General features: G+C 71.6%; 21 protein-coding genes. 9 read left to right on the top strand and 12 right to left on the bottom strand.

Annotated features, from left to right (window positions below; translation table 11 throughout):
• The first annotated feature begins 81 nt into the window (after positions 1-81).
• Positions 82-558 carry a MaoC family dehydratase gene (locus OCS65_RS21155; protein ID WP_029542221.1) on the top strand — a complete coding sequence of 159 codons (477 nt, stop codon included), beginning with the start codon at positions 82-84 and terminating at the stop codon, positions 556-558.
• A 67-nt stretch (positions 559-625) separates the two neighbouring features.
• Here the strand turns inward: OCS65_RS21155 and OCS65_RS21150 are convergent, their stop codons facing one another.
• Positions 626-2,008, bottom strand: a complete 1,383-nt coding sequence (locus tag OCS65_RS21150) for an MFS transporter (RefSeq protein ID WP_029542223.1) — start codon at positions 2,006-2,008, stop codon at positions 626-628.
• Between the two features lie 151 nt (positions 2,009-2,159).
• On the opposite strand from OCS65_RS21150, the gene OCS65_RS21145 reads away from it, so the two are divergent.
• Positions 2,160-3,677: a class I adenylate-forming enzyme family protein gene (locus tag OCS65_RS21145; RefSeq protein WP_263507517.1), complete on the top strand. Its 1,518-nt coding sequence runs from the start codon at positions 2,160-2,162 to the stop codon at positions 3,675-3,677.
• Positions 3,678-3,728: 51 nt separating this feature from the next.
• On the opposite strand, the gene OCS65_RS21140 is transcribed toward OCS65_RS21145, so the two are convergent.
• From OCS65_RS21140 to glpX, 3 genes are all read right to left on the bottom strand, one after another.
• Positions 3,729-4,703, bottom strand: coding sequence for a phosphotriesterase family protein (locus OCS65_RS21140; protein WP_263507515.1), 975 nt, complete (start codon positions 4,701-4,703; stop codon positions 3,729-3,731).
• Between the two features lie 95 nt (positions 4,704-4,798).
• Positions 4,799-6,208, bottom strand: a complete 1,410-nt coding sequence (locus OCS65_RS21135; RefSeq protein ID WP_029542230.1) for a class II fumarate hydratase — start codon at positions 6,206-6,208, stop codon at positions 4,799-4,801.
• Between the two features lie 84 nt (positions 6,209-6,292).
• A complete protein-coding gene (glpX, locus tag OCS65_RS21130; protein ID WP_006932905.1) occupies positions 6,293-7,330 on the bottom strand; it encodes a class II fructose-bisphosphatase in 1,038 nt (345 codons plus the stop codon).
• 178 nt (positions 7,331-7,508) lie between these two features.
• On the opposite strand from glpX, the gene OCS65_RS21125 reads away from it, so the two are divergent.
• The gene (locus tag OCS65_RS21125) at positions 7,509-8,078 is read left to right on the top strand and encodes a DUF4245 domain-containing protein (protein WP_072634681.1); all 570 of its coding nucleotides are present in this window, start codon (positions 7,509-7,511) and stop codon (positions 8,076-8,078) included.
• Positions 8,079-8,090: 12 nt separating this feature from the next.
• Here OCS65_RS21125 and OCS65_RS21120 read toward each other — a convergent pair whose 3' ends face one another.
• From OCS65_RS21120 to OCS65_RS21110, 3 genes are all read right to left on the bottom strand, one after another.
• Entirely contained in the window at positions 8,091-8,294 is a 204-nt protein-coding gene (locus OCS65_RS21120) for an exodeoxyribonuclease VII small subunit (RefSeq protein ID WP_037201491.1), read from the bottom strand.
• Between the two features lie 103 nt (positions 8,295-8,397).
• Positions 8,398-9,645 (bottom strand): exodeoxyribonuclease VII large subunit, encoded by a 1,248-nt coding sequence (xseA, locus tag OCS65_RS21115; protein ID WP_006932910.1) that lies wholly within the window; start codon positions 9,643-9,645, stop codon positions 8,398-8,400.
• On the bottom strand, positions 9,642-10,376 hold the full coding sequence (locus tag OCS65_RS21110; protein WP_050034827.1) for a lipid droplet-associated protein: 735 nt from the start codon (positions 10,374-10,376) through the stop codon (positions 9,642-9,644). The genes xseA and OCS65_RS21110 overlap by 4 nt, the downstream gene beginning before the upstream one ends.
• Positions 10,377-10,455: 79 nt before the next feature.
• Between OCS65_RS21110 and OCS65_RS21105 the strand changes: the two genes are divergently transcribed.
• Positions 10,456-11,457 carry a 4-hydroxy-3-methylbut-2-enyl diphosphate reductase gene (locus OCS65_RS21105; RefSeq protein WP_006932912.1) on the top strand — a complete coding sequence of 334 codons (1,002 nt, stop codon included), beginning with the start codon at positions 10,456-10,458 and terminating at the stop codon, positions 11,455-11,457.
• Between the two features lie 10 nt (positions 11,458-11,467).
• On the opposite strand, the gene OCS65_RS21100 is transcribed toward OCS65_RS21105, so the two are convergent.
• Both OCS65_RS21100 and OCS65_RS21095 read right to left on the bottom strand, forming a co-directional pair.
• A complete protein-coding gene (locus OCS65_RS21100) occupies positions 11,468-12,373 on the bottom strand; it encodes a DUF6542 domain-containing protein (RefSeq protein ID WP_050034828.1) in 906 nt (301 codons plus the stop codon).
• A 53-nt stretch (positions 12,374-12,426) separates the two neighbouring features.
• Positions 12,427-13,590 (bottom strand): DNA recombination protein RmuC, encoded by a 1,164-nt coding sequence (locus OCS65_RS21095; RefSeq protein ID WP_029542241.1) that lies wholly within the window; start codon positions 13,588-13,590, stop codon positions 12,427-12,429.
• A gap of 84 nt (positions 13,591-13,674) precedes the next feature.
• Between OCS65_RS21095 and OCS65_RS21090 the strand changes: the two genes are divergently transcribed.
• Together OCS65_RS21090 and OCS65_RS21085 are read left to right on the top strand one after the other, a co-directional pair.
• On the top strand, positions 13,675-14,850 hold the full coding sequence (locus OCS65_RS21090) for an exonuclease SbcCD subunit D (protein WP_263507508.1): 1,176 nt from the start codon (positions 13,675-13,677) through the stop codon (positions 14,848-14,850).
• Entirely contained in the window at positions 14,847-17,822 is a 2,976-nt protein-coding gene (locus OCS65_RS21085) for an AAA family ATPase (protein ID WP_263507506.1), read from the top strand. The genes OCS65_RS21090 and OCS65_RS21085 overlap by 4 nt, the downstream gene beginning before the upstream one ends.
• Positions 17,823-17,832: 10 nt before the next feature.
• Here OCS65_RS21085 and OCS65_RS21080 read toward each other — a convergent pair whose 3' ends face one another.
• The gene (locus OCS65_RS21080) at positions 17,833-19,011 is read right to left on the bottom strand and encodes an AI-2E family transporter (protein WP_029542245.1); all 1,179 of its coding nucleotides are present in this window, start codon (positions 19,009-19,011) and stop codon (positions 17,833-17,835) included.
• A 127-nt stretch (positions 19,012-19,138) separates the two neighbouring features.
• Here OCS65_RS21080 and OCS65_RS21075 point away from each other — a divergent pair, with 127 nt between their 5' ends.
• Genes OCS65_RS21075 through ychF form a run of 3 tightly spaced genes read left to right on the top strand, consistent with a single transcriptional unit; the run spans position 19,139 to position 21,285 of the window.
• Positions 19,139-19,555: a hypothetical protein gene (locus OCS65_RS21075; RefSeq protein WP_263507504.1), complete on the top strand. Its 417-nt coding sequence runs from the start codon at positions 19,139-19,141 to the stop codon at positions 19,553-19,555.
• Positions 19,556-19,584: 29 nt separating this feature from the next.
• Positions 19,585-20,193, top strand: coding sequence for a class I SAM-dependent methyltransferase (locus OCS65_RS21070; protein ID WP_263507502.1), 609 nt, complete (start codon positions 19,585-19,587; stop codon positions 20,191-20,193).
• Between the two features lie 12 nt (positions 20,194-20,205).
• Positions 20,206-21,285, top strand: a complete 1,080-nt coding sequence (gene ychF / locus OCS65_RS21065) for a redox-regulated ATPase YchF (protein ID WP_006934885.1) — start codon at positions 20,206-20,208, stop codon at positions 21,283-21,285.
• 223 nt (positions 21,286-21,508) lie between these two features.
• Here ychF and OCS65_RS21060 read toward each other — a convergent pair whose 3' ends face one another.
• Positions 21,509-22,486, bottom strand: a complete 978-nt coding sequence (locus tag OCS65_RS21060; protein ID WP_029542252.1) for a pseudouridine synthase — start codon at positions 22,484-22,486, stop codon at positions 21,509-21,511.
• 301 nt (positions 22,487-22,787) lie between these two features.
• The gene (locus OCS65_RS21055) at positions 22,788-23,750 is read right to left on the bottom strand and encodes a DUF8129 domain-containing protein (protein ID WP_029542254.1); all 963 of its coding nucleotides are present in this window, start codon (positions 23,748-23,750) and stop codon (positions 22,788-22,790) included.
• Positions 23,751-23,799 lie beyond the last annotated feature (49 nt).

Below are 23,799 nucleotides of genomic sequence, written 5' to 3'. Positions count from 1 at the left end.
TCTCTGTATAGTTGAATGCGGTTTCAACTTCAAGTTTTGATTCGGCGCGAGTCGTTCCGGCCGCGCGGAGAGGAAGCATCCATGACCGACGACATCACCACCCTGCCCGTGCGTCCCACGGGCCTCGACGACCTCCAGGCCCTGGTGGGACGGGATATCGGGCCGACGGACTGGGTGCCGGTCACCCAGGAACTCGTGAACGCCTTCGCCGAGGTCACCGACGACCACCAGTGGATCCACGTCGACCCCGAGCGCGCCGCGACGAGTCCTCTGGGCACGACGATCGCGCACGGTCTGCTAGTGCTCTCGCTGGGGCCGGGACTGTCCTACAAGCTCATGAGCTTCGACGGGTTCGCCCACGGGCTCAACTACGGCTACGACAAGGTGCGCTTCGTCTCGCCGCTGCCGGTGGGCTCCCGCATCCGGATGCGCATGCAGGTTCTCGGGGCCGAGGCCGCCGGCGGCGGCATCCAGATCCGGACGCTGCAGACGTTCGAGCGCGAGGGGCAGGAGAAGCCGGTCGCGGTGGCCGAGTCGCTCGCCCGCGTCGTCGCCTGAGGGGTATACGGCAAAGATGCTGCCGGCCTCCACGAGTGATCGTGGAGGCCGGCAGCACCCGTTCCGGTTACCGTGCGTGGGCGATGCCCGGGACGGCCTTCGGGTCGCGGCGCACCGCGGCGGGGTTGGTCTCCTTCAGCACCCACGCCGAGAACAGCGTGAGGGCGCCCATCAGGGCCACGAACACCGAGACCCACGTCGTCGTGCCGGTGTTGGCGATCAGGGCGGTCATGATGAACGGCGTGCCACCGCTGACGGTGACGGCGGCGAGCTGGTAGGCGAGCGACGCGCCCGAGAGCCGGACGTTCGGTTCGAAGAGCTCGCCCAGGTACGCCGCCAGTGGGCCGTACGTCATGGACTGGAAGATCGAGCCGACCGTGACGGCCACCGCGAACAACACGAGATTCGCGGTGTTGACGAGCCAGAAGTAGGGGAAGGCCCACAGCACGAGCGCCGCGGCCCCGATCATGATCATCGGCCGGCGGCCGACGCGGTCGGAGATCCACCCCGACCACAGGATGAACCCGAGACCCACCAGCGAGCTGGCCAGCGACACGGCCAGGATCGAGTTGCGGTTCATGCCGAGTTCGGTGGTGCCGTAGCTCAGGACGCCGGCGATGCTGATGTAGAACAGCGAGTTCGTCGCGGCGAGCAGGCCGCAGCCCAGCAGGATCTTGCGCCAGTGGGTGCGGATCGCCTCGGCCAGCGGGGCCTGGACGACCTGCTGCTCGGGCCGGGTGGCTGCGACTTCGGCCTGCAGTTCCCGGAATTCGGGGGTGTCCTCCACCTTGGTCTGGATGTAGAGGACGACGGGGAACAGCGCCGCGCTGGCGAGGAACGGGATCCGCCAGCCCCAGTCGAGGAACACCTCGTTCGGCATCGCGGCCGTCGCCGTCAGGAAGGCGACGTTGCCCAGGATGACGCCGCACGGCACACCCATCTGCCCGAACGTGCCGGCGAAGCCGCGCCGCTTGGGATCCGCGGACTCGGTGAGCAGCAGGACGATTCCACCCCACTGTCCGCCGCAGGCGATGCCCTGCAGGAAGCGCAGCGTCACCAGGAGGATGGGGGCGAGGACGCCGATCGAGGCGGCGGAGGGCAGGCAGCCGATGAGGAACGTCGCCAGGCCCATGAGCAGCAGGGAGACCACGACGACGGGTTTGCGGCCGTAGCGGTCACCGAAGTGGCCGGCTACGAGTCCGCCGATGGGACGGGCCACGAATCCGGCCCAGAAGGTGCTGAAGGACAACAGCGTTCCCATCAGGGGTGAGCTGTCGGGGAAGAACACGTGCGGGAAGACCAGCGCCGCGGCGGTGCCGTAGAGAAAGAAGTCGTACCACTCGATCGAGCTGCCGATGAGCCCGGCGGCGAGCAGCTTACGATGAGCGCGCGTGTGGTGCGACGTGCCGGCGGGCGCGATGCCGGTCGGACTCACGGATGACGATGTCACAGATCAATTCCTCCGGTCGGACGGGCCGAGAAACAGCACTCAAACATGAATTCGGGTTCAGGCTGTGGTGCTAGTCTGGGGCATCCGTCATGTGATGTCAATCACGAGCGGGCCTCCCCCCAAAATGTCACTCGACGAAGGGAAACCAGTCATGGCCAGTGTTCTCGACCCCGTCCTCGCCCATGCGGACGCGGCGCCGGAACGCATCGCCCTGCGCACGCAGGACGGGCAGCGAAGCTATCGCCGGCTTCGCGACGACGCGCTGCGCTACGGCGCACTGCTCCGCGGTCGCGGCGTCACCACCGGCGACCGGGTGCTCCTGCTCGCCCCGTCGGTACCCGAATTCGTCGTGGCCTACCTGGGCATCCAGGCGGTCGGCGCCGTGGTGGTTCCGGTGAACACCATGTCCACCGCGGCCGAGCTGAGCTATACGCTCGGGGACTCGCGGGCCGTGCTCGCGATCGCCTGGCACGGCGCCTCCGCCTCGGTGGCCGAGGCCGCGGAGGGTCTCGGCGTGCCGTGGCTGCCGCTGGAGCCGGGCGCCGCGGTCGGGGAGGACCCCATCGACCCCGTCGACCGTGCCGACGGCGACATCGCGGCGGTGCTGTACACGTCGGGCACCACCGGCCGCCCCAAGGGGGCCCAGCTCACCGTCTCGAATCTGCTGTCCGCGGGCCGTATTTCGTGCACATTGTCCGGATCGGGACCCGAGGACCGCGTGGGGACCGGATTGCCGCTGTTCCACATCTTCGGCCAGGCCTCGGTGATGATGTCGGCGTTCACCGCCGGATCCTCCCTGTCCCTGCTGTCCCCGTTCGACCCGGCGGCGATGCTCGATCTCGTGGTCCGGGATCGGCTGACGGTGGTGTGCGGGGTTCCGACCATGTGGAACGCGATGCTGCATGCCGAATCGCCCTACGGCCCGGCGGATTTCGAGGGGCTGCGGCTGGCGGTCTCGGGGGGAGCGTCGCTGCCGGGTGAGGTGGCCCGCGACTTCGAGCAGCGCTTCGGCTGCACCATCCGGGAGGGCTACGGCCTGACGGAGACCACGGCCATGGCGACCTTCTCGTGGGGGGACGTCCCGGCGCGCATCGGGTACAGCGGAACCGCGGCCCCGGACATCGAGGTCGAGGTCTACGGGCCGGACGGTGCCCCGTGCGGGCCCGGCGAGGTGGGGGAGGTGTTCGTCCGCGGACCCGTCGTCATGGCCGGCTACTGGCAGCGCCCGGCCGACACCGCGGCCGTGCTCGACGAGCAGGGCTGGTTCCGCACCGGCGACCTCGGAGAGTTCGACGAGCAGGGCCGGTTGCGCATCGTCGACCGGGTCAAGGACCTCGTCATCCGCGGCGGCTACAACGTGTACCCCAGCGAGGTGGAGGAGGTGCTCTACGAGCATCCCGACGTCGTCGAGGCCGCCGTGGTGGGCGTCCCGGACCGGCACTACGGCGAGGAGATCGCCGCGGTGGTCGTGCTGCGCGACGGCGGCGGCGCCGACGCCGAGGACGTCGTGCGATGGTGCCGGGAGCGGTTGTCCGCCTACAAGGCACCCCGCATCGTCCGCTTCGTCGACGCACTGCCGAAGGGGGCGTCCGGGAAGATCCTCAAGCGGGCCATCGACCGGGACGAGTTGTCCCGGTTCGTCGTACGCCGCTCCGAGTCGGCGGTGTGATCCGCGCCGTCCGCTGCCGGGTGCCACACCCGGCAGCGGACGGCACCCGACTCAGTACGTGTCGCGGCGTTCGAAGATGTCGCGCGGGTTGTCGATCAGCATCCGGTCGATGTCCGCCTCGCTCACCCCGGCCTCCCGCAGGGCGGGCAGCACGTCGTTGTGCAGGTGCATGTAGCTCCACCGCGGCGTCTCCACGGCGAGCATCTTCGGATCGAGCCAGTCGTTGAGGGTGGCGTAGTCCTGCGACAGCAGCATCCGGCCGGCATAGCCGCGCTCGACGAGGGTCGCGATGGTCTTCACCCGCTGCTCGAATCCGAGGTAGACGTCGACGCCGCAGCGGTCCATGCCGATGTACGACCCGGCGTCCATCAGCGACGTGAGGTAGCCGATGTCGTCGGAATCGCCGCTGTGGCCGACGATCACACGGGAGAGGTCGACACCCTCCTCGGTGAACAGGCGCTGCATCACCAGCCCCGACTCGGAGTGGGCGTGGGTGTGCACGGTGATCGGCACGCCGGTGCGGCGGTGGGCGACCGCCACGGCCCGGGCCGTGCGTTCGACGCCTGCGGTCAGGCCCGGGGCGTCGATGGCGCACTTGAGCATTCCGGCGCGCACTCCGGAATCGAGGATGCCCTCCTCGATGTCGCGGACGAAGAAGTCCACCAGGGGTTCCGGGCCACCGAACAGGGTGCCGGGGCCGCGGTAGTGGAAGTAGTGCGGAAGGTCCATGTAGGTGTAGAGACCGGTCGCCACGACGATGTTCATGTCGGTGGCCTCGGCGACCCGCCGGATCAGGTCGATGTTGCGGCCCGTGCCGACCACGGTGAGGTCGACGAACGTGTCGAAGCCGGCCGCGTGCACCTCCCGGACGCGGTCGATCGCCTCCGCGACCGCCGCGTCGAGGTCGACGCCGATGTCCCAGTTGCCGTGCAGTTCGGGGGAGAGGACGAACAGGTGCTCGTGCATCAACGTCCGGCCGAGGCTGCCGCTGTCGACGGTGCCGGTGACGGTGGGGACGGTGGTCATGGCGTCTCGCTTCCTGAAGACCTGAATTGGAATTCAGCTTCATATGAGATCACGATGAGACGCCTGTCACAAGACCCCACCGGCGTCGGGCGCAGTCAGCCCTGCGGCTCGACCCGCGTCATCGCCAGCACGTCGAGCCGCCGGTCCAGCTCCTCCTCGCTCAGGCCGTCGCCGATCAGGCCCCGGTCGATCACCGCCTGCCGGATCGTCTTCTTCTCCCGCAGCGCCTCCTTCGCGACCGCGGCGGCCTCCTCGTATCCGATCGCCGAGTTCAGCGGCGTCACGATCGACGGCGACGACTCCGCCAGTGTGCGCAGGTGCTCGGTGTTCGCCACGAGACCGTCGACGCACCGCTCGGCGAACAGGCGCGAGACGTTGGCCAGCAGGCGCAACGACTCGAGCAGGTTGCGGGCCATCATCGGGATGTACACGTTGAGCTCGAACGCGCCCGCGGCGCCGCCCCACGCCACGGCCGCGTCGTTGCCCACGACCTGCGCCGCCACCTGGGTCACCGCCTCCGGCAGCACGGGGTTCACCTTGCCCGGCATGATCGAGCTGCCCGGCTGCAGGTCCGGCAGCTGGATCTCGGCGAGACCCGTCAACGGACCCGACCCCATCCACCGGATGTCGTTGGCGATCTTCGTCAGCGAGACCGCGATGGTCCGCAGCGCCCCGGACGCCTCGACCAGGCCGTCGCGCGCGGCCTGCGCTTCGAAACTGTTCTTCGCCGGCGTCAGCGCCTCCACCCCGGTCGCGCGCACCAGTTCGGCGACGACGCGGGGGCCGAACCCCTCGGGGGCATTCAGGCCCGTGCCGACGGCGGTGCCGCCGATGGCCAGCTCGCCGAGCCGCGGCAGCGTCGCCTGCACCCGCTCGATGCCGGCCTCGATCTGCCGGGCGTAGCCCCCGAACTCCTGCCCGAGCGTGACCGGCACGGCATCCATCAGATGGGTCCGGCCGGACTTGACGACCCGCTTCCACTCCTCCGCCTTCGCGGCGAGGGACGCCCGCAGCTGGTCGAGGGCCGGGATGAGATCCTTCACCGCCGCCTCGGTGGCGGCGACGTGCGTCGCGGTGGGGAAGGTGTCGTTCGACGACTGCGACATGTTGACGTGATCGTTGGGATGCACCGTCACCCCGCGCTGCGCGGCGAGGCTCGCGATGACCTCGTTGGCGTTCATGTTCGAGCTCGTGCCCGAACCGGTCTGGAACACGTCGATGGGGAACTGGTCGTCGTGCAGGCCCTCGGCGATCTCGGTAGCGGCGGCGACGATCGCGTCGGCCTTCTCCGCGTCGAGCAGGCCCAGGTCCTGGTTGACCCGGGCACACGCCGCCTTGAGCAGGCCCATCGCGCGGATCTGGGTGCGTTCGAGGCCGCGGCCGGAGATCGGGAAGTTCTCCACGGCCCGCTGGGTCTGAGCGCGCCACAGGGCGTCGGCCGGGACCCGGACCTCACCCATGGTGTCGTGTTCGATTCGGAACTGCTGCTCGGGATTCTCGGCCATGGCTTCACAGTAGGCGGCTCGCGCCGCAGGGGCGCCCCTTCGGACCGGCGGAGATCCGAAAGGACACCACGACCGCGAAGCGGGTCACGGCATGGGAGGAACGGCCCCCGCGACGCCGTGGAAATCGATCGACGTGAACTCGCTGAGCTTCTTCAGACGGTGGTACGCCTCGACCATCCGGACGGTGCCGGACTTGCTGCGCATCACGATCGACTGCGTCGTCGCGCCGCCGCCGTAGTAGCGGACACCCTTGACGAGTTCGCCGTCGGTGACGCCGGTCGCGCAGAAGAAGATGTTCTCGCCCTTGACCAGGTCCGTGGTGGTCAGCACGCGGCCCGGTTCGTGGCCCGCGTCGATCGCCTTCTGCCGCTCCGCGTCGTCCTTCGGCGCCAGCCGGCCCTGCAGCGCGCCACCCATGCAGCGCATCGCGGCCGCGGCGATGATGCCCTCCGGGGTGCCGCCGATGCCGAGCAGCATGTCGACACCCGAACCCGGGCGCGCCGCGGCGATCGCGCCGGCGACGTCACCGTCGGAGATCAGGCGGATGCGCGCGCCGGTCGCGCGCACATCGCTGATGAGCTGCGCGTGCCGGGGACGGTCGAGGATCGTGACGGTGATGTCGGAGATCTCCGAGTGCTTCGCCTTCGCGACCCGGCTGATGTTCTCGGCGACAGGCGCGGTGATGTCGATGACGTCCGCGGCCTCCGGGCCGACGGCGATCTTGTCCATGTAGAACACGGCGGACGGGTCGAACATGGCGCCGCGCTCGGCGACGGCGAGCACCGCGATGGAGCCGGGCGCACCCTTCGCCATCAGGGTGGTGCCGTCGATCGGGTCGACCGCCACGTCGCACAGCGGGCCGTCGCCGTTGCCGACCTCCTCGCCGTTGTAGAGCATGGGCGCCTCGTCCTTCTCGCCCTCACCGATCACGACGACGCCGCGCATCGACACCGAGCTGACCATGTGACGCATGGCGTCGACGGCGGCGCCGTCGCCGCCTTCCTTGTCACCGCGGCCGACCCAGCGGCCCGCAGCCATCGCCGCGGCCTCGGTGACACGCACCAGCTCGAGGGCGAGATTGCGGTCCGGGGCCTGGCGGCGGGTCGGGGTGCTGGCCGTCATGGGCTACTGCCTCCTGATGCAGTCGGTCGGCGCGGACGCCGACGCGGGACGGCCGCCGAGGGGACAGCCGCCGGGTTCCGATGGTTTCGAGTGGTAATTCTCTCATCACCGCCCCGTCGGCGGGGCTCGGACCCGGCCACGTGCGGGTATCGGTGCGGACGGCTGTCAGACTGGAAGCGTGGCCTCCCAGAAACCCCGCATTCTCCACGACACGCGCGACATGGCGTGGTCGCTGATCCCGCTTCTGCTGATCATGGTCGTCGTGGCCGCGATCGCCAGCCAATGCTCCTTCAGCCCCGGCGGCCCCACGGCGGGACCCGTGCCCAGCTTCGACGTCGACGCCGGCCTGAAGTACGACGCCCGCGAGCTGGACTTCCCGATCCGGCAGCCGAAGGTGCCCGAGGACTGGCAGGCCAACTCCGGCAGCCGCAGCATCATCACCGGCGAGCAGGGTGGCGATTCGAGCACCGTCGGATTCATCACCCCTGACGGCCGGTACGTGCGGTTCACCCAGTCGAATGCGGGGGAGGACGAGCTGGTGCGGTTCGTCGCCGGGGAGCCGCGCACCGCGACCGGGGCGCAGAGCCTCGCCGGCCGCGACTGGGTGGTCTACGGCGGCGAGGGCGTCGAACCGCTGTGGGTGTCCGACTTCGGCGACGTCCGGATCCTCATCGGCGGCTCCGGCGACGAGGCCGAGTTCCGCGAGCTGGCGACCGCCGCGGGTGCGGCCGAACCGCTGCAGCCCTAGCAGCCGCTCCGCTCACTCCTCGTCGTCGTCGGCGTGCGACAGCGCGGTCTCCACACGCTGCCGGGCACCGGCGAGATGCTCCTCGCAGCGCCGCGCGAGCGCCTCGCCCCGTTCCCACAGCGCCAGCGAATCGTCCAGGTCCAAGCCACCCTGTTCGAGCATCTTGACCACGTTGACCAGTTCGTCGCGCGCACGCTCGTAGCCGAACTCCGCCACGTCGTCGTTCGGGCCGCTCGCGGAGGTGGTCTTCGGGCCGCTCGCGGCCGTGTCCTTCGGGCCGCTCGCGGCCGTGGTCTTCGTCTCGCTCATCCGTTCCCCGTCACTTCTCTCGTCCGATGACGGCGGCGCGCAGCGCCCCGTCGGTGACCCGCACCCGCAGCTGGGTGCCGGGCGGTGCGTCGCCGGCCGACCGCAGCACCTCCGGATCCCCGTCGGGGACCACCCGCTGGACCACCGCGTAGCCGCGGGCGAGGGTGGCGGCGGGACCGAGGGTCGCGAGCCGCGCGCCGAGGTGCTCGATCCGGGCGGCCTCGGCGTCGATCGCGCGGGTCACGTCGCGACGGGCGCACTGCCGCAGCCGCTCGATCTCCTCGCTTCGCCGGTCGACGGTGCTCAGGGGGTCTGCGAGCACCGGCCGGCTGCGCAACTGCTCGATCACGTGCTCCTCCCGGCGCACCCAGTTCCGCAGCGCCGCCGCCGACCGCCCTCGTAGCTCGTCCACCAGGTCCTGTTCGGCCACCGCGTCCGGCACGATCCGTTTGGCGGCGTCGGTGGGGGTCGCCGCCCGCAGGTCGGCGACGTGGTCGGACAGCGGGCTGTCCGGTTCGTGCCCGATGGCGCTGACCACCGGCGTCGTGCACCGGACGATCGCGCGGCACAGCGCCTCGTCCGAGAACGGCAGCAGGTCCTCCACGCTGCCGCCGCCGCGCGCGAGCACGATGACGTCGACGGACGGGTCGGCGTCGAGTTCCTCGAGCGCATCCAGGATCTGCGGGACCGCGGTGGGCCCCTGGACGGCGGTGTTGCGGATCTCGAAACGGACGGCCGGCCATCGGCGCTGCGCGACGCTGAGCACGTCCCGCTCGGCGGCGCTCGCGCGCCCGGTGATCAGACCGATCCGCTGCGGCAGGAACGGCAGGGGCCGCTTGAGCCGAGGGTCGAACAGTCCCTCGGCCGCGAGCAGCGCACGCAGCCGCTCGATGCGGGCGAGGAGTTCGCCGATACCGACGGCGCGGATCTCGGTGACCCGCAGGGCGAGGGTGCCGCGGCCGGTCCAGAACGACAGCTTGCCGAACATCACCACCCGGCTGCCCTCGGTGAGCGGTACGGGGGAGTTCTGCACCAGTTGCGGCGAGCACGTCACCGACAGCGACATGTCCGCCGACGGATCCCGCAACGTGAGGAACGCGGTGCGGGTGCCGGGACGCACGTTGAGCTGGGTGATCTGGCCCTCCACCCAGACCGAACCGAGCCGGTCGATCCAGCCGGCGACCTTCTGCGAGACGGTCCGGACCGGCCACGGATGCTCCGCGGAGTTGGACGGGGTGACCGTGGGCGCGGAGGTCACTTGGTGCTTGCGTTCGCGATCCGGTTGGACAGCATGGTCTCGAACGGGTCGCGTGCGCGCGTGGCGCTCTCGTACTCGAGCAGCGCCCGCAGGTCCTCGACCGACAGGGTGCGCATCCGGGCCCGCAGCTGTGCCAGGGTCAGCGACGGGTAGTCGAGCAGTTCGACGATCTCGGGCACCTCGGATCCTGCCGCGCTCCCGGCGGCCGTCTTCTTCGCCGCCTTCTTCGCGGATTTGCCCCCGGCCGCGTCGGCGCCGCCGACGGCGGTCTTGCCGGCGCTGATCTTCGCGGCGGTGGACTCGGCGGGCGACCCGGTCTCGGCGGCGCCGGAGCCGGCGGTCTCCGTCTCGGCGACGGGGGACTTGCCCGCCTTCGGGCCGGCGGCCACCGGCACCGCGGCCTCCGCGGCCGGCGGCATCGAGTAGAGCGCGAACCGCCCCGGCGCTGCGGCGGTCGACATCTCGGCAGTGCCCGCCGGCACCTCGGCGTCGTCGTCGAAGGTGGCCCATGACGGCTCCTCGGCGGGGGCCGCGCCGAGCAGCTCGAACAGCTGGTCGCCCTTGATGGCGAGCGACGTCATCGTCTGCTGGATCCGCATCGTTGTCTGAAGGATCTGGCTGACCGTGGTCATCGGCAGCGCGACCGCGGTGGACGGCAGCTTGAGGGTCTCTTCGTACGCGGTGACGGCCAGCCCGGCCGCCACCCGCGCCATGAACGGTGGACGGATCATGAGAAACAGACTGCCTCACGTGCCGCCCGATTGGTAGCCGACGAGGGCCGACCCCGCGAACGGCCCGTACCCTGGAGGCATGTCTGCGCCTGTTCCCCTCGAAGTCGGAATCACTCGGTCGGCCGGTTCACCTGCTGCCGGTAAGCGCGTCCTGCTCGCCGAGCCGCGCGGGTACTGCGCCGGCGTCGACCGGGCCGTCGAAACGGTGGAGAAGGCACTCGAGAAGCACGGTGCCCCGATCTACGTCCGCAAGGAGATCGTCCACAACCGTCACGTGGTCGAGACCCTCGCCGAGCGTGGCGTGGTCTTCGTCGACGAGACCGACCAGGTGCCGGCGGGCGCGGTGCTGGTGTTCTCGGCGCACGGTGTCTCGCCCGCGGTGCACGCCTCCGCCGCCGAACGCAACCTGCGCACCATCGATGCCACGTGCCCGCTGGTGACGAAGGTGCACCAGGAGGCCAAGCGCTTCGCCCGCGACGACTACGACATCCTGCTCATCGGTCACGAGGGTCACGAGGAGGTGGAAGGCACCGCCGGCGAGGCTCCCGACCACGTCCAGCTCGTCGACGGGCCCGACGCGGTCGACCACGTCACCGTGCGCGACGAGGCCAAGGTGATCTGGCTGTCGCAGACCACCCTCAGCGTCGACGAGACCATGGAGACGGTCCAGCGGCTGCGCACGAAGTTCCCCCTGCTGCAGGACCCCCCGAGCGACGACATCTGCTACGCCACCCAGAATCGGCAGGTGGCGGTCAAGGCGATGGCGCCCGAATGCGACCTCGTCATCGTCGTGGGCTCGCGCAACTCGTCGAACTCGGTGCGGCTCGTGGAGGTGGCGCTGGGTGCCGGTGCCCGGGCCGCGCATCTCGTCGACTACGCCCGCGAGGTCGACCCGGCCTGGCTCGAGGGCGTGCAGACCGTCGGGATCACCTCGGGCGCATCGGTGCCGGAGGTTCTGGTGCGCGGCGTGATCGACCTGCTCGCCGAGCACGGCTTCGCCGACGTGCAGTCGGTGACCACGGCCAACGAGACCCTGGTGTTCGCGCTGCCCCGGGAACTGCGCTCCGCGCGGCGCGCCTGATCGGGCACGCTCAGTCCTCGTACCGGTCCCGGTAGCGCACCCGGGGCCGCCGGTATTCCGGGGTCTCCGGAACCGGGGACTGCCTGCGGGGCGGCGGGGGAACATCGCCCCGCTCGTAGGGCCGGTCGGTGCGGGTCCGGTGGTCGCCGCGCCGGTCGTATTCCCGGCGGGCCTCGGCGGCCCGTCGCGGTGCCGGTTCGCTGCGCCGCGGCCGGTCGGCGACGTCACGTGCCGCGGCCGGTTCGGTTGCGCCGCGACGGACCGCGTCCGGAGCCGGGGCCGGGGCCGTGGTGCGGCGCCGCACCACCGGGTTGTCGCGCGTGTCCGCCACCTGCCGCACGCTGGCCTTGGTGGAGGCGGGCGGCCGCGCGGCCGGGCGCCCGCGACGGCCCCGCGCCGGCTTCGCGGGCACGGCGGTGTCGCGGTCCTGCTGCGCGGCCCGCGACGGGGCCTTGGCCGCACGCGCTGCCGCGCGTGCGCTCCTCCTGCCCGCTCGGGCCGGAGCCGGCACCGGGGGCCGGCTCAGGAAGATCCGCAGGCCGCCGACGACCAGGACCGCCACCGTGGCGGTGAGCATCACGGGGAAGCGGTTCACCAGCGGATACGCGACGTTGAGCGCCAGATCCTTCAGGCCGCCGCCGCCGGATTCGACGAGGAACTCCTGCGCGATCGGGACGGCGACGAGGAGCAGCAGCGGCGGCTGCGCCATCGCCGTGAACAGCGCCCGGTGCTGCACGGCCGCCACCGCCGCGATGCATCCGAGCACGTAGAACGCGGAGAACGCCGAGCCGAGCTCGTTACCGCGTGCCGCGTCGATGAGGAAGCCGAGCAGGGTCGAGCCCGCCGCGACGAGGATCGCGCCCCACCACGGGACGCCAGGCACAGTGGGCGCCACCGACCGCATGTCGAGCGGCACCGCCGAGCGAGCACGTTGCGTTGCAGACACATGTCGACACTAGACCCATCGGGTCAACTTGCTTCGTCGACAGGACCGCCGGACTCGGAGATGTCGGTCGGAGTCGTGCGGCGCGGCCACGCGTCGACCGGTCGCACCTCCGGGTGCTCGCCGTCGAAGATCTCCAGTTCGCTCAGCTTCCGCGCCGTCACCGCCACCCGGGACTCCATCGACGCGACGGTCAGATTGAACGAGTCGACGGCCTTGCCCAGCTGGGATCCGAGCCGATCGAGGTGCCCCCCGACGACGCCGATCCGCTGGTACAGCTCCCGGCCGAGCTGGTGGATCGTCGCGGCCTCCTTCGACAGGGCCTCCTGCCGCCACGTGTGCGCGATGGTGCGCAGCAGCGCGACGAGGGTGGTAGGAGTGGCCAGGATCACGTTCCGGGCGAACGCGTACTCGAGCAGCTCCGAATCCGCAGCCAGCGCCGCATCGAGGAACGGGTCGCCGGGGACGAACAGCACCACGAACTCGGGCGTCGGATCGAACGACTCCCAGTAGGCCTTCGCCGAGAGCTGATCGATATGCGTGCGCACCTGGCGGGCGTGCCGCACCAGGTGCTGGTCCCGCCGGGCGACGTCCTCCTCCTGGGCGGCGTCGAGATAGGCGGCGAACGGCACCTTCGCATCCACGACGATCTGCTTGCCGCCGGCGAGATACACCAGCAGATCCGGGCGCACCCCGTCCTTGGCGACCTGGGTGTCGAAGTCGCAGTGCCGCACCATCCCGGCGAGCTCGACCACGCGTTCGAGCTGGATCTCGCCCCATCGTCCGCGCACCTGCGGGGCGCGCAGGGCCGTCACCAGCTGCTGCGTCTGCGTCGAGAGCAGCTGCGAGGCGCGGTGCATGCCCTCGACCTGCTCGGTCAGGCCGGCGTAGGCGTGCACCCGGTTCCGCTCGACGTGCTCCACCTGCCGCGCGAGGGCTCCCACCGCCTCCTGCAACGGCCCGACGAGACGTGAGACCTGCTCGCCGATCGCACCGGAATGCCGGCGGGCGGAATCCTCGCTCACGGCACCGAGCGCCTGCCGTAGTTGCGCTTCGTTCTCGCGCAGGGCCGCGAGCTGGGCCTCCGCCCGCGCGGCGCGGTCGCCGCTGCGCGCGGCGTGCAGCAACCAGCCGAGAACCGCGCCGAGTGCGAGGGCGGCGAGCAACGCGAGTGCCGTGAGTGCCGTCATGGTGCGCATGATGCCCGAGACGACCGACAGGCTCACCCGGACCGGGAGATGTCGTGTCGGTGCGCTGCTCTACGGTCTGACGGCATGCGGATCCTGCACACCTCGGACTGGCACATCGGCCGCACCTTCCACGGCGTGGATCTGTTGTCCGACCAGGCGCAGGCCCTCGCTGCCCTCGCCGACCTCGTCGCCGAGCGGCGCGTCGACGTGGTGGTGGTGGCCGGCGACGTCTACGACCGGTCCATCCCGAGCGCGGATGCCGTCGCGGTGTGCAATGCGGGATTCGAGGCGATCCGCCGGGCCGGCGCCGTCATCGTCGCGACGTCCGGCAACCACGACTCACCCGTCCGTCTCGGCGCCGCCGCGGCATTCGCCGCCGAGGGCGGGCTGCACCTGATCACCCGGGTCTCCCAGGTCGACCGGCCCGTCCTGCTCGACGACGCCCACGGCACCGTCGCCTTCTACGGCATCCCCTATCTGGAGCCGGAGATCACCCGCGCCGAACTGGGGGTGCCCGAGGCCCGCTCGCACGCGGAGATCCTCGGGGCGGCGATGGACCGGGTCCGCGCCGACGCGCGCGCCCGCGGCGTTCGCGCAGTGGTGCTCGCCCACGCCTTCGTCGTCGGCGCCGAGGCCGCCGGCTCCGAACGGTCGATCTCGGTCGGCGGCGTCGAAACCGTCCCGGCGTCGGCGTTCGACGGCGTCGACTACGTCGCGCTCGGTCACCTCCACTCCCCACAGACCGTCGCCGAGCACATCCGCTACTCGGGCTCGCCGCTGCCGTACTCGTTCGGCGAACGCACCCACCGCAAGGCCGTGTGGCTCGTCGATCTGGACGCCACCGGGCGGGCGGCCGTCGAGCGCGTCGACCTGCCGGTCGTGCGGGGCCTGAGCCGTCTCACCGGCGTCCTCGACGACCTGCTCACCGACGTCGCGCACACCGGGGCGGAAGACCACTACGTCTCGGCCGTCCTCACCGACGCCGTGCGCCCCCTCGACGCGATGCGTCGGCTGCAGTCCCGTTTCCCCCGTGCCGTCCACGTCGAGTGGGAACCGCCCGTCGCGGCATCGACCGTCACCTACCGGCAGAAGGTGCGCGGCCGAAGCGACCTCGACGTCACCCGCGGATTCCTGGCCGATGTGCGATCGGAGCCGTCCGAGCGGGAGCTGCGCTGGGTGCAGCAGGCGCTGCGCGACGTCGACCGTGCCGCGGGCGTCGGGACCGAGCAGACCGTCGCACCGGGGGAGGCGTCCGCGTGAGGCTGCACCAGCTGGAGATCACCGCGTTCGGGCCGTTCGCCGACACCGTGCGGGTGGACTTCGACGAGCTCGGCGCGGACGGCCTGTTCCTGCTGCACGGCCGCACCGGCGCCGGCAAGACCTCCATTCTCGACGCGGTGGCGTTCGCCCTGTACGGCACGGTGCCCGGAGCCCGCGCCGACGGACGCCGGCTGCTGTCGGACCACGCCCCCGCCAGCACCGCACCGCAGGTGAGTCTCGAGGCGACCATCGCGGGCCGGCGGCTGCGGATCGTGCGCAGTCCCGACTACGAGCGCCCGAAGCTGCGCGGGACCGGGACCGTCAAGCAGAATGCCAAGGCGAGCCTGACCTGGCTCGACGGCTCGGGCGAGCACCTCTCTCGACTGCCCGACATCGGGGACGCCGTCCGGCGCCTGCTCGGGATGAGTGCCGAGCAGTTCTTCCAGGTGGTGCTGCTGCCGCAGGGCGAGTTCGCGAAGTTCCTGCGCGCCGACAGCGAGGACCGCGGCAAGCTGCTCGAGCGGCTGTTCGACACCACGCGATTCGGCTCCGTCGAGCGCTGGTTCAAGGACCGCCGCAGCACCGCCGCCAAACGCCTCGAAGAACAGCAACGCGCCGTCGACCTGCTGCTCGCCAAGGTCAGCGCCGCGGCCGGCCTCGAGGCCGGCGCCGACGCCGAACCGGTCGTGTGGGCGCACCGGCTGCGCGACGACGCCGCCGAGAGCCGCGATCTCGCGCTCGCGGCGCTCGACGTCGCGCGCGCCGACGACACCCGCGACCGGGCGGTCCTCGCCGAGGCGACCGAGCTGCGACGGTGCCAGGAACGACGCGCCCGCGCGGTCGCCGAACTCGCCGACCTCGATGCCGGGGCCGGCGAGCTGCAGACCCTGTCCACGGAACTCGAGACGGCCCGGCGGGCGGCGCCGGTCGTCGACGTCGCCCGCGACGCGCACCGCGCCGCGGAGGCCGCCGCCGCCGCACACGCCGCCGCGGTGGCCGCGGCCGCCCCGCTCGCCGCCGACGGGGAGGGACAGGCCCTCGCCGCCGAGCTCGACGGTTCCCCCGCCGAAACCGACCGCGCTCTGATCCGCCCCCACGAACAGCGGTGGTCTGCAGAGGTGGTCCGCCTCGACGCCCTGCTCGAACAGGAGCAGCGCCTGACCCGGCTCGAGGCCGACCGCGTCGCCCTGCAGCAGCAGCGGCGCGACCTGGCCGTGCGCGCCGAGCGGATCGCCGCGGAACTGGAGGGACTTCCGGGCCGCCGCGACGCCGCGGAGGAGGCCGCGCGCCGGTCCGAGCGGGCCGCGGCCACGCTGCCCCGGCTCGAGGCCGAACTGGCGCGGGCCACCGACGCCCTCGCGGCCGCCACCGAACTCCAGGACCGGGCCCCCCGGCTGCGACGCCTCGAGGACGAGGTCGTCGCCCTGCGCGACGCACACCACGACGCCCGCACCGCCCTGCTCGACGTGCGCGAGCGCCGCATCGCCGGGATGGCCGCCGAGCTGGCCACCGATCTGGTCGACGGGCGTCCGTGCGTGGTGTGCGGAGCCACGGCGCACCCGAACCCGGCCCGGCCCGCCTCGGACACCGCGACCAAGGCGGACGAGGACGCCGCCCGGGAGGCCGAGCAGCGAGCCGCCGCGGAACTGACGCGGGCGCAGGCGGCGGTCGCGGACGCGGCCAACACCGTCGCGGTGCTGCGGCAGCGCTGCGGTGACGCCGGTCTCGACACGCTCACCGAGATGCGGGCCGCGGCCGCCGCCACGCACGCCGCGACGGCGGCCACCGCCGCCGAACGCGAGCGCCATCGCGGCGAGATCGCCCGGCTGCGCGGGCTCGACGCGGACCTGCGCGAGCAGGCGCACGCGGTGGACGTCGAAGCCGCCCAGGCCGCGCACCGCGAGGAGAGCGCCGCGGCAGAGGCCGACGAGATCCGCACCCGCATCACCGCGGCGGCCGGTGCCGAGGACTCCCTCGCCGCCCGCCGACGTCGGATCGCGGCGCTCGCCGGTGCCGCGGCGAACCTGCTCGACGCCCGGGTGCGGGCCGCGAACGCCGCGACGGTCGCGCGCGAGCGGGCCCAGGAGGCGGCGGCAGCCGCCGAACGGGCCGGGTTCGCGAGCATCGAGCAGGCACTCTCGGCGGTGCGCCCCGATTCGCGCCTCCGCGAGATCGAGCAGGCCCTGCGCGCGGCGGCGGACCGGCGTGCGGCCGCGCAGGCCGTGCTCGACGACCCGGACACCGCCCGGGTCGGCGACGACCCGGTGGACCTGACGGAACCGGAGGCGGCGGTCACCCGGAGCGCGGCCGCGCTGGCCGCGGCGGTGTCCGCGGCCTCCGAGGCCGAGCGGCGCCACGCCGACATCGAGAAGTTCGCGGCGCGCCTCGAAGAGGAGTACGCCAAGCTGGTGCCGCTGCGGGACGAGCAGGCCGAACTCGCAGCGCTCGCCGACGTCGTCGCGGGCACCGGGCAGAACACGCGCAAGATGTCGCTGCGCTCGTACGTCCTCGCGGCGCGCCTCGAGGAGGTGGCCGAGTCGGCGTCGGTGCGGCTGCGGCGCATGTCCGGCGGCCGCTACGAGTTCGTGCACTCCGATGCCGCCGGCACGCACGGCAAGCGCGGCGGCCTCGGCCTCGACATCCACGACGAGTACACCGGTGTGGTGCGGTCGACGAAGACCCTCTCGGGCGGCGAGTCGTTCCAGGCGTCGCTGGCGCTGGCCCTCGGGCTCGCGGACGTCGTCGCCGCCGAATCCGGGGGACTGGTGCTCGACACGATGTTCATCGACGAGGGGTTCGGCACGCTCGACGCCGACGCGCTCGACGCGGTGATGGGGGTGCTCGACGAGCTACGCGCCGGCGGCCGCGTCGTCGGCGTGGTCAGCCACGTCGACGAGATGCGTCAGCGCATCCCCAGCCGCCTGCACGTCGTGCGCGGCCGCACCGGATCCACGGTGGAGATCGCGAGCTGAGCCCCGCCGATCAGGCCGGGCCCGGCTCGGCTGCCGCCGGTCCCGGCGGCAGCGCCGGGGTCTCCTCCCCGGCAGTTTCGGGCTCCTCCGGCGTGGCGCTGCGTTCGTCGATCTGCTCGCCGACGTAGCGCAGCACCACCGCGGCGACGGCCGCGACGGGGACGGCGAGGAACGCACCGATGATCCCGAACAGCGACGTCCCGGCGGTGACGGCGAGCAGCACCACCACCGCGTGCAGGTGCATGCTGCGTGACTGCAGCACGGGCTGCAGCACGTTCCCCTCGAGCTGCTGCACCGCGATGATGATGACGAGAACGATGATCGCGGTGGTCAGACCGTTCGCGACCAGCGCCACGAGGACGGCGAGCGCTCCGGCGACGAAGGCACCCACGATCGGGATGAACCCGCCGATGAACGTGAGGATCGCCAGCACGGGCGCGAGGGGCACCCCGAGGATGACCAACCCCAGGCCGATGAAGAACGCGTCGATGAAGCTGACGAGCGCCTGGGTGCGGATGAAACCGCCGAGGGTGTTCCACATCCGGATCAGCACCTCCTCGAGGTGCCGCCCGGCGCGACCGCCGCCGACGGCGTGCACCCACGGGATGAACCGCGGGCCGTCCTTGATGAAGAAGAACACCAGGACGAGTACCAGACCGATCGTCACCAGCAGGGAACCGGCCGTGCTGACACCGGTGAACACGCCGCTGGCGATGGTCGCGCCGCTCTCCTGGACCTTGTCGATCACCACCTGCGTGGCGTTCTCGAGCTGCTCGTCCTTCAGATTGACCGGGGGGCCCTGCACCCAGTCCAGCACCTTGTTGATGCCGTCGGTGGTCTTGTTCGCAAGCTCCGGCGCCTGCGCCACCACCGACGGGACGATGCCGGCGATGATGCCGCCGAGAATCGCGAAGAACAGGAACAGGGTCAGGCCCGCCGCGGCCGCCGGCGGCACGCCGCGCTTCATCATGCCGCGGGTGGGCGGCCACAGCATCGTGGCGATGACGATCGCCAGCGCCACGGGCAGGACGATCACCCACATCTTCTCGATGATCCAGCCGATGACCAGTGCGCCCGCCGCGATCACCACCAACGCCGCCGACCACTTCGCCAGCGTCAACCCGCCGGAGGCGATCAGCGTGGTGCGGTCCGGTTTCGGTGCCGGTGGCTTCCGCTCGGTGCTCTGCACATCGCTCAACGGACGGTCCTTCCGATGCTCTCGACGACGTGGATCGGGCTCGTCTGCAATCTACGGGAACCGCGCCCCGCGGGGCGGTTCACCGGCGCGAACACCCGGATCGTGGCAGGCTCTGATCATGAGGAAGCTCACCGCCGTGCTGGCCGCGGGTGCCGCGGCCGTCGTGCTCGTGTCCTGCAGTTCCGGTGACGACGCGTCGAACGAATCCGATGCGGCGCGCACGACGCTCGGCGGGGCGGCCTCGAGCCTCGCCTCCGCCGCGTCGAGCGTGGCCGAGCGGGCGCGCGGCGCCTTCGACGAGGCGAAGCTCGCGACGTTCGTCGCCGCGTTCCGCACGGGCTATCCCAACCTCGCCGCCGACCGCGACGACGCCTCCATCGAGGCGATCGTCATCGAGACGTGCCCACTGATCGACTCCGGCGCGAGCGATCAGGAGGTGATCGCGAAGGTCGGGGAGCTGGCACAGAACGGGGACACCGCTCCCACCGAGGATCAGGCCGGCCGGATCTCGCAGCTCGTCCGCGTCGCCTGCTGACGCCCGCGGCCCGGGCTAGCATCGGGCCCATGTCCGCGACGCGATGGCAGTCCGAGCGCAGTGCCGGGGATTCCCGGGCCTACATCGAGCGGTTCGCCGAGCTCGCCCATGCGGGGACGGATCTGCACGGGGAGGCCCGGTTCGTCGACGTGCTCGTTCCGCGCGGCGCGCGGATCCTCGACGCCGGCTGCGGCACCGGCCGTGTCGGGCTCGAGCTGGCCCGGCGTGGCCACAGCGTGACCGCCGTCGACCTCGACCCGGTGCTCGTGGAGGAGGCCCGGGCGCACCCGGAGCTGACCGTGCATCTCGCCGACCTGGCACAGCTGGATCTGCCGGGCGAGCGGTTCGACGCGGTGGTCTCGGCCGGCAACGTGATGATGTTCCTCGCGCCCGGTTCGGAGCGGACCGTGCTCGAGCGGATCGCCGCGCATCTGCGTCCCGGTGGGGTGTTCGTCGCCGGCTTCACCACCGGCGCGGCATACCGCCCGTCGCGGTTCGCCGCCGACCTCGCGGCCGCCGGCCTGAGCCTCGAGCACCGCTTCGCCACCTGGGACCTGCGGCCGTGGCACGACGACGCCGAGTGGCTGGTGGCCGTCGCACGCCGTGGGGATGGAAGGGGCGCGACCGCGACCACGTAGAATATCGATTCCGTGAGCCTAACCCTCGGAATCGTCGGTCTTCCCAACGTCGGAAAGTCGACGCTGTTCAACGCGCTGACCAAGAACGAAGTGCTTGCCGCGAACTACCCGTTCGCCACCATCGAGCCGAACGTCGGCGTCGTCGAACTGCCGGATCCGCGGCTGGAGCGGCTCGCCGAGATCTTCGGGTCGCAGCGGATCCTGCCCGCGACCGTGTCGTTCGTCGACATCGCCGGCATCGTCAAGGGCGCCTCCGAGGGTGCCGGGCTCGGCAACAAGTTCCTCGCCAACATCCGGGAGGCCGAGGCCATCTGCCAGGTCGTGCGGGTGTTCGCCGACGACGACGTCGTCCATGTCGACGGCCGCGTCGATCCGCTCGCGGACATCGAGATCATCGAGACGGAGCTGATCCTCGCCGACCTGCAGACCCTGGAGAAGGCCCTGCCGCGCCTCGAGAAGGAGGCGAAGAAGAACAAGGAACTCAAGCCGCAGTTCGACGAGGCCGTCAAGGCCCAGGGCGTGCTCAACGAGGGGAAGACCCTGTTCGCGGCGAAGGACTCGCTCGACTTCGGCCTGCTGCGCGAGCTGAACCTCATGACGACCAAGCCGTTCCTGTACGTGTTCAACGCCGACGAGGCGGTGCTCACCGACGAGGCGAAGCAGCAGGAACTCCGCGCGGCCGTCGCCCCGGCCGACTGTGTGTTCCTCGACGCGAAGGTCGAATCCGAGCTGATCGAACTCGAGCCCGACGAGGCCCAGGAGCTCCTCGAGTCCATCGGCCAGACCGAGCCGGGCCTGCACTCGCTCGCCCGCGTCGGCTTCCACACTCTCGGCCTGCAGACCTACCTCACCGCCGGGCCGAAAGAGGCTCGTGCATGGACCATCCCGCAGGGTGCGACCGCACCGCAGGCCGCCGGCGTCATCCACTCCGACTTCGAGCGGGGCTTCATCAAGGCCGAGGTCGTCTCCTTCGAGGACCTCGACTCGGCCGGGTCGATGGCCGAGGCGAAGGCCCGGGGCAAGGTCCGCATGGAGGGCAAGGACTACGTGATGGCGGACGGCGACGTCGTGGAGTTCCGCTTCAACGTCTAGATGTAAGAGCCACGACGTTGGCGGCACCGGCTCGGCGTTTGCTCACGAGCCGGTGTCGGTGACGATGCGGTGGATGTGCCCGATGCCGCGGCCGGCGCGAGGGCGAGGCGCCGCGCCGACCGCTTCTGCTCGCGTCGCCACTGCTCGATCCGGGCGGCGACCTCGGCCGTCGCGTCCACCGGGTTGCCGAGCGCGACGTCACCCGGCCGCGCACGCGCGGCGCTCAGCGCCCCGGCACGGGTGCCTCGCACAGCGTCCGGCGGGTGACGAACCGTCGCGGCGTCCCCGACAGCGGATCGCTGAACTCCAGTTCCCGCGCGAGCAATTGGAGTGGGAGGGAATGATCGTCCGGGGCCTCGGGCAGCAGGTCGGGATACCAACGGTCGCCCAGGATCCCGGCGCCGAGCGCTGCCAGATGCACCCGCAACTGGTGCATCCGTCCGGTGTGTGGACGCAGAACCGTGTGCAGCACAGCACGTCCGGAGGCGCTCACGCCGGTCCCACTCACATCGACCACCGTCTCGGCGTTGGGCTCACGGAAGTTGTCGACGACCACCCGTAACTCCCCGCGCCGCGCCTCGATGTGGTTGCGGTAGACGATGGGCAGGGCGCGCCCGGCAAGCGCCGGTGCGTCCGGGTCCCACCCGGGTGGTCGCGCCGACACCGCCTCGTAAACCTTCACGACCCGCCGCTTTTCGAACAGCGACTGGTATGCGCCGCGCGTCGCGGGACGGGCCGAGAACATCACCAGGCCGGCGGTCGCTCGGTCGAGTCGATGGATCGGCGTCAGGTCCGGGTTGTCGAGGCGGGTCCGCAACCGGACGAGCGCGGACTCGCGCAGGTATCGTCCGCCCGGAGTGGTCGGGAGGAAGTGCGGCTTGTCGATCACGACGAGGTCGTCGTCGACATGCAGGATCTCCTCGTGGAACGGCATCGGTTCCTCCACCGGCAGATCGCGGTAGTACCAGACGAACCGATGCGCGCCCAGCGCGGTGCCGCGACCGATCGCACTGCCGTCGGAGCCCACGATCTCGCCGGCGTCGAACCGTCGGTACAGGTCGTCGGCGTCCAGGTGGTCGAACCTCGCGACGACGTACGCGGCGATCGTTGCCCACGGACCGGACGTCGGGACGCGCAGGCGCGTCGGTCCGACCCCGTTCTTGACGGGGAGCGGTGAGGGCATCGGCACGCCCGTCATCATCCCACCGCCTGCCGTCTCGTCCCGCCGCGGGTCGCGACGAGACGTGGGGTGAGGCGGCAGATTCCTCGGTGTGCCGCCGACGTCCGAAACCGGATGCTTCCGGGACGAGGGTGCCCGGGGGTCCTGTGGTTCGTGGTTGATCCCTTCCGGCACCGGGATTCGCAGCCGGTCGCGCGGTGCGTCGAATCATCCACGTACGCAATGGGACCGGGGGAGATTCCCGCCCGCGCGGGACTGCCCGGCTCACAAGCGACCGCCGGGCCCCGCGGCGCGGAACCCGGCGATCTCCTGGGGCGTGTGATCAGTGGAGCCCGACGACCTCCTGGGCGATGGCGGCCAGGCGGGTCTGGGCGGCCGACACGACGCCGTGCCGGTTCTTGTGGGCCTCCTCGTACGCGACGATCGCGCGCACGTCGGCCGGTTCGGTCAGTTCCTTGACGGCGGCGACCGCCTGGGAGACGTTGAGGCTGTCGTAGTCGGGGATCGGGAGTTCCTCGGCAGTGAGGATTCCGGTGGCACTGCGGGCCGTGTGGATCGCCCGGGCGGTCCCGTCCGCACCTTCGCGGCGGGTGATCCGTTCGGCGGTCTCGAGCGCCGCGTCCCGGCTGGCCGTCAGGGTCTTCGTGGCGACGTCGCCGGCGTGGGCGCCGCGCGCCAGCAGCGCGCCGAAGGCGGGCCGCGTCGAGCGGGCGGCGTCGATCGCGCGGTCGATACCGCGCGCGGACCACGTCACGGGCAGGTTGACGATGCGGACCGCGGCGCCCGCGGCGGCCTGCAGCGGGGTGCGCCGCAGCGCGGCGGGTCCGCCGAGCGCATCCTCGGCCAGGACGGTGGTCAGCCACTCCACGGTCGCGCTGTGGGCGGTGATCAGCCGGTCGGCCAGGCCGACGACCGCGGGGGCCTGGGCCGCCGTGGCGAGGGCCTTGAGGTAGCGGGCGCGGTCGAGTAGCTGGTGCTCGAGCGCGAGGTCGCCCAGCAGTGCCTCGTCGAACGGCTGGGCCTGTTCGGCCATGGCCTTCACCGCGGCGGCGGCGCGGCCGACGAACGGGCCGATGACGTCGGGCAGTCCGCCCAGCTCGCGGACGGTGCGCTCGATGGCTTCGGCGCGGGCCCGGCCGTTGGCGGCGTTCTCGGTCAGTTCGCGGCGGACCGCGTCGGTGCGGGCCTGGGGAATGCGGGTCTCGGCGACCTGGATCTCGGTGTTGGTCAGGTCGAGCAGTGCTCGCAGCTGTGTGAGCAACGTAGCGGTGTCGGTCTTGGTCATCGTGCGTTCGCTCCTTCGGTCGATGTCATCGATGGGGCTCACCGACGTG

Origin of the sequence: Rhodococcus aetherivorans (assembly GCF_025722975.1) — a bacterium.
Classification (GTDB): Bacteria; Actinomycetota; Actinomycetes; order Mycobacteriales; family Mycobacteriaceae; genus Rhodococcus; species Rhodococcus aetherivorans.
This window is presented reverse-complemented; position numbering and strand designations above follow the sequence as displayed.